This is a genomic window from Acinetobacter sp. GW821-FHT01C12 (genome assembly GCF_059422625.1).
Window position 1 is genome coordinate 1 of the sequence record NZ_JBWKXD010000020.1, and the last position, 7,714, is coordinate 7,714.

The window sequence follows — 7,714 nt, forward strand, 5'->3', positions numbered from 1 at the left end:
ATAGCTCAGCTGGATAGAGCACTTGGCTACGAACTAAGGGGTCGGGAGTTCGAATCTCTCTGAGCGCACCAACTTGAAGAATTAACCGCATACATTGCGGTTTTTTTGTGCCTGAAATTTAGATCGATGATTTTAGGCCGGTGATTTTAGTTGGTTGAATATATTAATTCTCTTGGCTATTTTTCGAAAAATAAAATAGCTAAATGCAATAAGCCCAATAATAATGCCAGTGATCTCTAAATAGGAAAAAGTTCTAATTTTAAAAAGAAAAAAGATGCTGATTAAACTTAGACTAAGCCACAATAAACAGAAAAATAGCATTTCATTAAAGAAGAATACTTGAAAGAGCCATTTGCGTAATGCCTTATTTTTAATTCGCGTCAGAAATAAAAACCGATGTTTAAAGCCAAATGAACTGTTTGGCGAGATTTCAGCTTTGGACAGCAGCATTCGATAAAAATGGATCTCATCAAAAGACGCATTGAGTTTATTTTTAACAGGCTGCTGTGTCTTTTCATGATTATTTAACCATCTATCCACCTCAAAACAGGGCAGTAAAGACTCTCCAAAACCATCGATATCTAAATATCGATTTTGGGGTGTTTTAAGTTCAAAAGATTTTGGCAGCCAATATTTGGATGGTGATGGACTTTTGGGATCTCGATGTTTTTCTTCGATGAAATGGATCATATCCACCATTTCATTGTTAGCTTCTAGGCTAAATGGATCAATCATCATTGCCATAATATCGGTAATATTAAGCTCGACTGAAAATGTTGGAGTACGTTGTAAATATTGTAAAAATGATTGCGCTAAAATGGCTACTTTTTCATCATTATAGAGTGCTGACCATATATTGAGTCTGGATTTAAACGTTTCACAGCTTTTTAAGATCGTTGCCCGAAAGACGTAATAGCTTAAGCCATCTTCATCTTGAAGAGTGGTAATGTCTTCAACTTTAAATAAGGCCAACCAAAATAATGGAATAGAGTATTTAACTTCTTGATAGGTTTCATTTTCATCCATTTCACCCATAGTTCTATCGAGATCGGATGAAATCCAAAGCGTTGAGTAATGTCCCATTGTTTCCTTTTATCATCTGAATTTTTATAGGAATATTTATGAAATAATAGTACAGGATTGATTGATGTGGAATTTAAATAAAATGAATTTTATTATTTTTTGCACGTCTATTCTTGTCGCAGAGTAAGGATTGCAACATCTATTCTAGAGCTAAAAACTTTAAAATAATAAAATAACCGAAGCTTTAGAAAGAAGAACATGAAGAAATATACAGATGGATATTATATTTACCAGCATGTTGATTTTATTTGTCATTTCAACCTGCAACAGTGTGATGGCTGTAATCGCACGCTGACAGGTTTTGTCTACGAACTGCAAATCCAAAGTTTAGAAAATGAATCTGTCATCTTCTGTGCTGAATGTATGGAATTGTTAGACGTGGTGAATGCCGAATAATTGCTTCGGGTCGATGATTGTTCAATTTTAACTTCGCTTATTTTTTCATCGCAAAAAGTAAGCATTATCCAGCATTATTTTTATAGAAAAGCTTATCTGATAATCATATTTATTTAGAAAAAATTCTCACTGTAAGATAGTTCCAAATCATTTTTTCTGCTTTAGAGCGTAACAATAAAATAATTATTTTGGACGATTTCTTTGAATTGGCAATATATCTACAGTGTGATGCCACAGTTTGCTTCGGCAATGGTGACCACACTCAAAATCTCAGTCATCAGTATTATTCTCGCAATATTGGTTGGTTTAATTTGCAGTATTCTCATTACCTATCGGGTACGGGTCTTTGACAAAATTGCCAAAATTTACATTGAATTATCACGCAATACGCCCTTATTGATTCAGTTATTTTTTCTCTATTACGGTTTACCAAAACTGGGGATTAAAATTGATGGATTTAGCTGTGGGGTCATTGGTCTAACTTTTCTAGGTGGAAGCTATATGGCTGAAGCCTTTCGTGCGGGTTTACAAGCTGTGGCCAAAGGGCAAATTGATTCGGGTGAAAGTATTGGACTGAATCCACTGCAAGTTTTTCAATATGTGATCTTCCCTCAAGCTCTAGCAATTTCAATTCCTGCAATTGGTGCAAATTGTTTATTTCTGATTAAAGAAAGTTCTGTGGTGAGTGCCATCGCAGTGGTGGAACTATTGTTTGTCACCAAAGACTTAATTGGTATGGATTATAAAACCACAGAAGCATTGTTTCTCTTGATCATGTCTTATCTGATTATTTTATTGCCTGTGTCTATTCTCACCAGTTATCTGGAATACCGCAGTCGGAAGGTGAGCCATGGAATTTGATTATTTGTTTCAACCTAGCCACCTTGCACGATTACTGGAAGGGCTGTGGGTTACTGCAAAAATTGCCTTTATATCAGTATTTTTTTCAGCAATTTTTGGTACGATTTTCGGTGTCATTATGACGTCGAAAAATTTACTGATTAAAAGTTTGTGTCGACTGTATTTAGAAGCGATTCGGATTATTCCAATTCTGGTTTTATTGTTTGTTTTCTATTTTGGCTTTGCAACATGGTTTAACTGGCAGCTCTCAGCGGTACTGGTATGTATTGTGGTTTTTGTATTGTGGGGGACTGCTGAAATGGGCGATTTAGTCCGTGCTGCCATCACATCGATAGATCAACATCAACGCGATTCTGCACATGCACTTGGCCTGAGTCCTATCCAAACTTTGGGCTATGTGATTTTCCCGCAGAGTTTAAAAAGAGTCACACCGGGCGCAATCAATTTATTCACGCGTATGATTAAAACCAGCTCCTTGGCAGTGCTGATTGGTGTGGTCGAAGTGATTAAAGTTGGACAGCAAATTATTGAAAATTCGCTGTTAATTGTTCCGAATGCATCTCTTTGGATTTATGGTTTGATCTTTATTTTATATTTCATCATTTGCTATCCCTTATCCCGTTTAGCGACGCATTTAGAAAAAGTTTGGGAGTAATCATGACTTTGTTATCTATACAACATTTACAGAAATCATTTGCAGAAAGTCATATTTTACAAGGCATAGATTTGGACGTAAAACAGGGTGAAGTCGTGGTGATCCTTGGTCCATCGGGATGTGGGAAAAGCACATTGTTACGTTGTATCAATGGCTTGGAAAAAATTCAGGGTGGCACAATCAATTTAGCTGGCTCAGGTGTATTGGGCAAAGATTTAGCGTGGGTGGATGTACGTCAAAAAATTGGCATGGTGTTTCAAAACTATGAACTTTTTGGGCATATGAATGTGATTGATAACATTTTATTAGGCCCTTTAAAAGTTCAAAAACGAACAAGAGCTGAAGCTGAGAAAGTCGCAGACGAATTATTGAAACGTGTCGGTTTATACGATCGTAAGCGAGATTATCCGCGACAGTTATCGGGTGGGCAAAAGCAACGTATCGCAATTGTGCGTTCATTGGTGATGCAGCCTCAAGTGATTCTGCTAGATGAAATCACCGCTGCTTTAGACCCTGAAATGGTCCGTGAAGTATTAGATGTGGTTTTAAAACTTGCACATGAAGGAATGACCATGTTGATCGTGACTCATGAAATGTCTTTTGCCAGAAAAGTCGCAGACCGAATTATTTTTATGGATAAAGGCAAAATTATTGAGCAAGCCACACCTGAACAATTTTTTGAGCATCCACAGACTGAACGGGCAAAAGCCTTTTTAAATATGTTGAATTACTAACAGTAATTTAGACATCAATATTCACCCTAATAGCAACATATAATGATCTATAAAAATGAGGATGTATGGCTTTATCTTATTTAACTCAACCATCGAATTTTTTTAATATTTCCAACGTTGTTCGAACATTGAGTGTGGCCTTATGTATGGGAATATTGAGCGCATGTAGTCAGTCAACTGAACCAAATGCATCAGCGGAGAAAAATGCCCAGAATGATCAATCTTTAGATCAGATTAAAAAGCAGGGCGTGTTTCGTGTGGCTGTTTTTGCAGATAATCCACCATTTGGTTATGTGGACAGTGCAGGTAAACCACAAGGTTTTGATATCGCTTTAGCAAAAAGAGTGACCAAAGATTTGCTTGGGGATGAAAATAAAGTTGAATTTGTGGTGACTGAGGCTGCTAACCGAGTGGAGTTTTTAAAATCGGGTAAAGCAGATGCGGTATTTGCCAGCTTTTCAGTCACTCCTGAACGTAAACAAGTGGTTGATTTTGCTCAACCGTATTTAAAGGCTGCTTTAGGCATCGTATCGCCTAAAGCCAATACGATTACAGATATTCAGCAGCTTGAAGGCAAAACCTTGATCGTCAATAAAGGCTCGACATCAGATATTTATTTCACTAAGAATTACCCAAAAATTAATTTATTAAAGTTTGAACAAAATACTGATGCCTTTAATGCATTGAAAGATGGTCGTGGTGATGCAATTTCTCAAGACAGTACTTATGCCTTGGCATGGGCAGCTGAGAATCCAACATTTACGGCGGGAATTCAACAAATTGGTAATCAAGACTTTATTGCACCTGCAGTGAAAAAGGGCAATAGCCAACTTCTAAATTGGCTCAATACTGAAATTTCAAGCTTACAAAAAACAGGTGAAATTCAGAAGATTTATGATCAGACCTTAAAGCCTGTTTACGGTGGAACTGTGGATGCTCAAGTCTTTTTGGATGTGACACCGAAATAAAAATTGCATCAAAGCGTTTAAATACGAAAAGAAATCATTGTTTAAATATGAAAATAGATCAGAGGAAAATTAAATGAATATATCAATAAAACAGCTGACTCATCTACTTGCGGCCTCAGTGCTTAGCTTAGGGTTAGCGGCGTGTAATAAAAACGCGTCAACAACTGAAAAAGCTGCTGAACCTGAAAAAACCAGCTCAAGTATTGAGCAAATTAAGAAAAATGGTGTGGTTCGTATCGGGGTGTTTAGTGATAAACCGCCTTTTGGTTACTTGGATGCACAAGGTAAAAACCAGGGGTTTGATGTGGAAATTGCCAAGCATGTTGCCAAAGACCTATTGGGAGATGAAAACAAAGTTCAATTTGTTTTAACGGAAGCTGCCAATCGTGTGGAGTACCTTAAAGCCAATAAGGTGGATATTATTTTTGCTAATTTCACCGTGACACCTGAACGCAAGGAAGTTGTTGATTTTGCCAAGCCTTATTTAAAGGTTTCTTTGGGCGTTGTATCACCTAAAGCTAAGCCGATTACAGATATTGCACAGCTTAAAGACCAGACTTTATTGGTCAATAAAGGCACGACAGCAGACTCATTCTTTAGCAAATCACATCCTGAAATTAAATTACAAAAGTACGAGCAGAATACAGAGACCTTTGATGCGCTGAAAGATGGACGTGGTGTGGCTTTGGCACATGACAATTTATTGGTACTGGCTTGGGCAAAAGAGAACCCAAATTATACCGTGGGTATTACCAGCTTAGGTCAGCATGATTTAATTGCACCTGCAGTCAAAAAAGGCGATAAAGAATTATTGGATTGGTTGAATCAAGACTTAGAAAAATTATCTAAAGCAGGGGTTATCCAGCAAGCCTATGAAAAGACGTTAAAACCTGTCTACGGTGATAGCATTAATCCAAAAGATTTATTGGTTGAGTAAAACCCTTAAAACTTAAGTTTGCTCTTTAAAAAATATCATCGACTTTAACTGGGAAAACATAATTTGCATTTAATTGATCTTTTTCACAAAGGTCTCTTGTGCAAGTAGATGTTTTCCTTTTTTTGTCATAGGTTGCATAAGTGCCAATTCATCACCTGTATTTTTCTCGAGTAAAATAGAATGTGGTTGATCCTCAGCAAATAAAAATTGCTCACCCCATTGACGTAATGCCACGATGATCGGGAACAGTGCATAACCTTGTTCAGTGAGCACATATTCCAAATAGGCTGAGCCATTAGAAGCAGGTTGGTTCTTTAGAATTTGAGCATCAATAAGTTTAGCCAAACGATCAGATAAAATATTTTTGGCGACATTTAAATTTTTTTGAAAATCACTAAATCGTTTTACTCCATCAAAAGCTTCGCGAATGATCAATAAAGCCCAACGATCTCCAATCAGTTGCACTGACCGTGCAACTGGGCAAGCTTCATATCTGTCTTGATTCATCAGCTGTTCCATCTTTCATCTTAAAAATAGACTATAAATCTAGTTGCAATTTAAAACAAGATTGCGTAATTTAATCTGGTTGCAAATTAAAACCAGATTGGTGCAAAATGAACAAAACAAATTATCATCAGCGCAATAAAACAAGAGAGCAACAGCAAACCCATCTTTCTCCAGCCTTGGTGATGCTGTTGGCGTGTGCTGCTGGATTGAGTGTTGCAAATGTTTATTATGCACAGCCATTGCTGGATTTGATTGCCCAAGATTTTAAATTAGATTATTCGTGGGTGGGGTTAGTTGTTTCATTGACTCAAGTGGGATCAATCATTGCATTAATTTTTATTGTGCCTTTAGGCGATTTATTACCACGCAAATCTTTGATGTTGTTTCAGTCCATCATTTTATGCCTCGCTTTAATCTCGTTGGTTTTTTCAGATCATATTTTCACGTTGTTATTGAGTATGCTGATTGTGGGCATGTTGGGCACAGCGATGACCCAAGGCTTAATAGTTTATGCATCGGTTTTGGCAACTGCTGATGAACGCGGCAAAATCGTGGGTACAGTCCAAGCAGGTGTGTTGATTGGTATACTTTTATCTCGGGTACTGTCTGGTAGTTTAGCCGATTGGTTTGGATGGCAAGGGGTATATATATTCTCAGTATTATGTATGAGTATGATCAGTGTGTTTTTATGGAAATACTTAGCTGTTATCCGCATCGAAAAAGATCCTACTCAGCAATTCACTTATTCCCAGATAATCTTTTCATTGTTTGAACAATTGTTTAAAAATAGAGTGTTACAGATTAGAGGCGTACTTGCTTTCATCATTTTCGTCAATTTAAATCTGTTTTGGAATGCTCTGGTATTTCCTTTATCTGTTCAGCCTTTTGAATATTCACATAGCTTGATTGGTTTTTTAGGCATCATTGGTGCTATTGGTGCGGTTATGGCAATCCGTGTTGGTGGGTTGGCTGATCGAGGCTATGCGCAGCGTGTTACACAATATGCGTTTCTATTACTGATCGGAGCTTGGCTCATTTTAACCAGCTTATATTTTTCAATTTGGATTTTTATTTTAGCGATTATTTTATTGGATGTGGCTATTCAATCAGTTCATGTGATTAATCAAAGTCTGATCTTCCAAGCGGATATTCGATTACATGGGCGATTGGTCGGTGCTTATATGTTGTTTTATGCATTGGGCAGTGCTGTGGGATCATTACTGGCAACAACACTCTATGGTCATTGGGGATGGTATGCCGTGTGTACGGCTGGAATATTATTGAGTGTAGTTGGCTATTTATTTTGGTTGCTTACTGAAAAATATTTAATTCAATTTCAAATGAAACAGCATGCAAGCAGTGAATAAATGCATAAATCCTAGGTTTTTTGTCGATTTAAAGATAAATAGCCCAAATACTAAACACTTGGTGTTTAACTATTGAAATAATCCTTAACAAAAAAATGAAAAGGCGTATAATGCGTCCCATCAAGACGTCGCGCTCATAGCTCAGCTGGATAGAGCACTTGGCTACGAACTAAGGGGTCGGGAGTTCGAATCTCTCTGAGCGCACC

Annotated in this window: 9 protein-coding genes and 1 tRNA gene; 8 read left to right on the plus strand and 2 right to left on the minus strand. The window is 37.2% G+C overall.

Translation table 11 applies throughout. The features are described 5' to 3' along the window. Window positions 1-132: 132 nt before the first annotated feature. Window positions 133-1,083: a hypothetical protein gene (locus AC07WY_RS21360; protein WP_494737070.1), complete on the minus strand. Its 951-nt coding sequence runs from the start codon at window positions 1,081-1,083 to the stop codon at window positions 133-135. Window positions 1,084-1,281: 198 nt separating this feature from the next. Here AC07WY_RS21360 and AC07WY_RS21365 point away from each other — a divergent pair, with 198 nt between their 5' ends. The 6 genes from AC07WY_RS21365 (at window position 1,282) to AC07WY_RS21390 (ending at window position 5,634) form a co-directional block, all read left to right on the plus strand. After that, a complete protein-coding gene (locus AC07WY_RS21365) occupies window positions 1,282-1,479 on the plus strand; it encodes a hypothetical protein (RefSeq protein ID WP_004816901.1) in 198 nt (65 codons plus the stop codon). Window positions 1,480-1,680: 201 nt separating this feature from the next. Further along, window positions 1,681-2,340: an amino acid ABC transporter permease gene (locus tag AC07WY_RS21370; protein WP_262087112.1), complete on the plus strand. Its 660-nt coding sequence runs from the start codon at window positions 1,681-1,683 to the stop codon at window positions 2,338-2,340. Beyond that, window positions 2,330-2,995: an amino acid ABC transporter permease gene (locus tag AC07WY_RS21375; RefSeq protein ID WP_004816904.1), complete on the plus strand. Its 666-nt coding sequence runs from the start codon at window positions 2,330-2,332 to the stop codon at window positions 2,993-2,995. The genes AC07WY_RS21370 and AC07WY_RS21375 overlap by 11 nt, the downstream gene beginning before the upstream one ends. 2 nt (window positions 2,996-2,997) lie before the next feature. Then, on the plus strand, window positions 2,998-3,729 hold the full coding sequence (locus tag AC07WY_RS21380) for an amino acid ABC transporter ATP-binding protein (protein WP_004725765.1): 732 nt from the start codon (window positions 2,998-3,000) through the stop codon (window positions 3,727-3,729). 146 nt (window positions 3,730-3,875) lie between these two features. Next, window positions 3,876-4,697: a transporter substrate-binding domain-containing protein gene (locus tag AC07WY_RS21385; RefSeq protein WP_262087536.1), complete on the plus strand. Its 822-nt coding sequence runs from the start codon at window positions 3,876-3,878 to the stop codon at window positions 4,695-4,697. A gap of 73 nt (window positions 4,698-4,770) precedes the next feature. Then, complete coding sequence (locus tag AC07WY_RS21390) at window positions 4,771-5,634, plus strand: cysteine ABC transporter substrate-binding protein (RefSeq protein ID WP_004725770.1); 864 nt, start codon at window positions 4,771-4,773, stop codon at window positions 5,632-5,634. A gap of 69 nt (window positions 5,635-5,703) precedes the next feature. On the opposite strand, the gene AC07WY_RS21395 is transcribed toward AC07WY_RS21390, so the two are convergent. After that, a complete protein-coding gene (locus AC07WY_RS21395) occupies window positions 5,704-6,141 on the minus strand; it encodes a winged helix-turn-helix transcriptional regulator (RefSeq protein WP_004725772.1) in 438 nt (145 codons plus the stop codon). Between the two features lie 107 nt (window positions 6,142-6,248). Here AC07WY_RS21395 and AC07WY_RS21400 point away from each other — a divergent pair, with 107 nt between their 5' ends. Next, window positions 6,249-7,508, plus strand: a complete 1,260-nt coding sequence (locus AC07WY_RS21400) for an MFS transporter (RefSeq protein WP_494737071.1) — start codon at window positions 6,249-6,251, stop codon at window positions 7,506-7,508. Between the two features lie 130 nt (window positions 7,509-7,638). Further along, window positions 7,639-7,712: transfer RNA gene (locus tag AC07WY_RS21405), tRNA-Arg, on the plus strand. The last annotated feature ends 2 nt before the right edge of the window (window positions 7,713-7,714 follow it).

Bases quoted from the DNA above. Each gene is read 5' to 3' on its own strand.
- AC07WY_RS21360 (WP_494737070.1), bottom strand. From the start codon at position 1,083: ATGGGACATTACTCAACGCTTTGGATTTCATCCGATCTCGATAGAACT.
- AC07WY_RS21395 (WP_004725772.1), bottom strand. From the start codon at position 6,141: ATGAATCAAGACAGATATGAAGCTTGCCCAGTTGCACGGTCAGTGCAA.
- AC07WY_RS21390 (WP_004725770.1), top strand. From the start codon at position 4,771: ATGAATATATCAATAAAACAGCTGACTCATCTACTTGCGGCCTCAGTG.
- AC07WY_RS21375 (WP_004816904.1), top strand. From the start codon at position 2,330: ATGGAATTTGATTATTTGTTTCAACCTAGCCACCTTGCACGATTACTG.
- AC07WY_RS21380 (WP_004725765.1), top strand. From the start codon at position 2,998: ATGACTTTGTTATCTATACAACATTTACAGAAATCATTTGCAGAAAGT.
- AC07WY_RS21385 (WP_262087536.1), top strand. From the start codon at position 3,876: ATGGGAATATTGAGCGCATGTAGTCAGTCAACTGAACCAAATGCATCA.
- AC07WY_RS21400 (WP_494737071.1), top strand. From the start codon at position 6,249: ATGAACAAAACAAATTATCATCAGCGCAATAAAACAAGAGAGCAACAG.
- AC07WY_RS21365 (WP_004816901.1), top strand. From the start codon at position 1,282: ATGAAGAAATATACAGATGGATATTATATTTACCAGCATGTTGATTTT.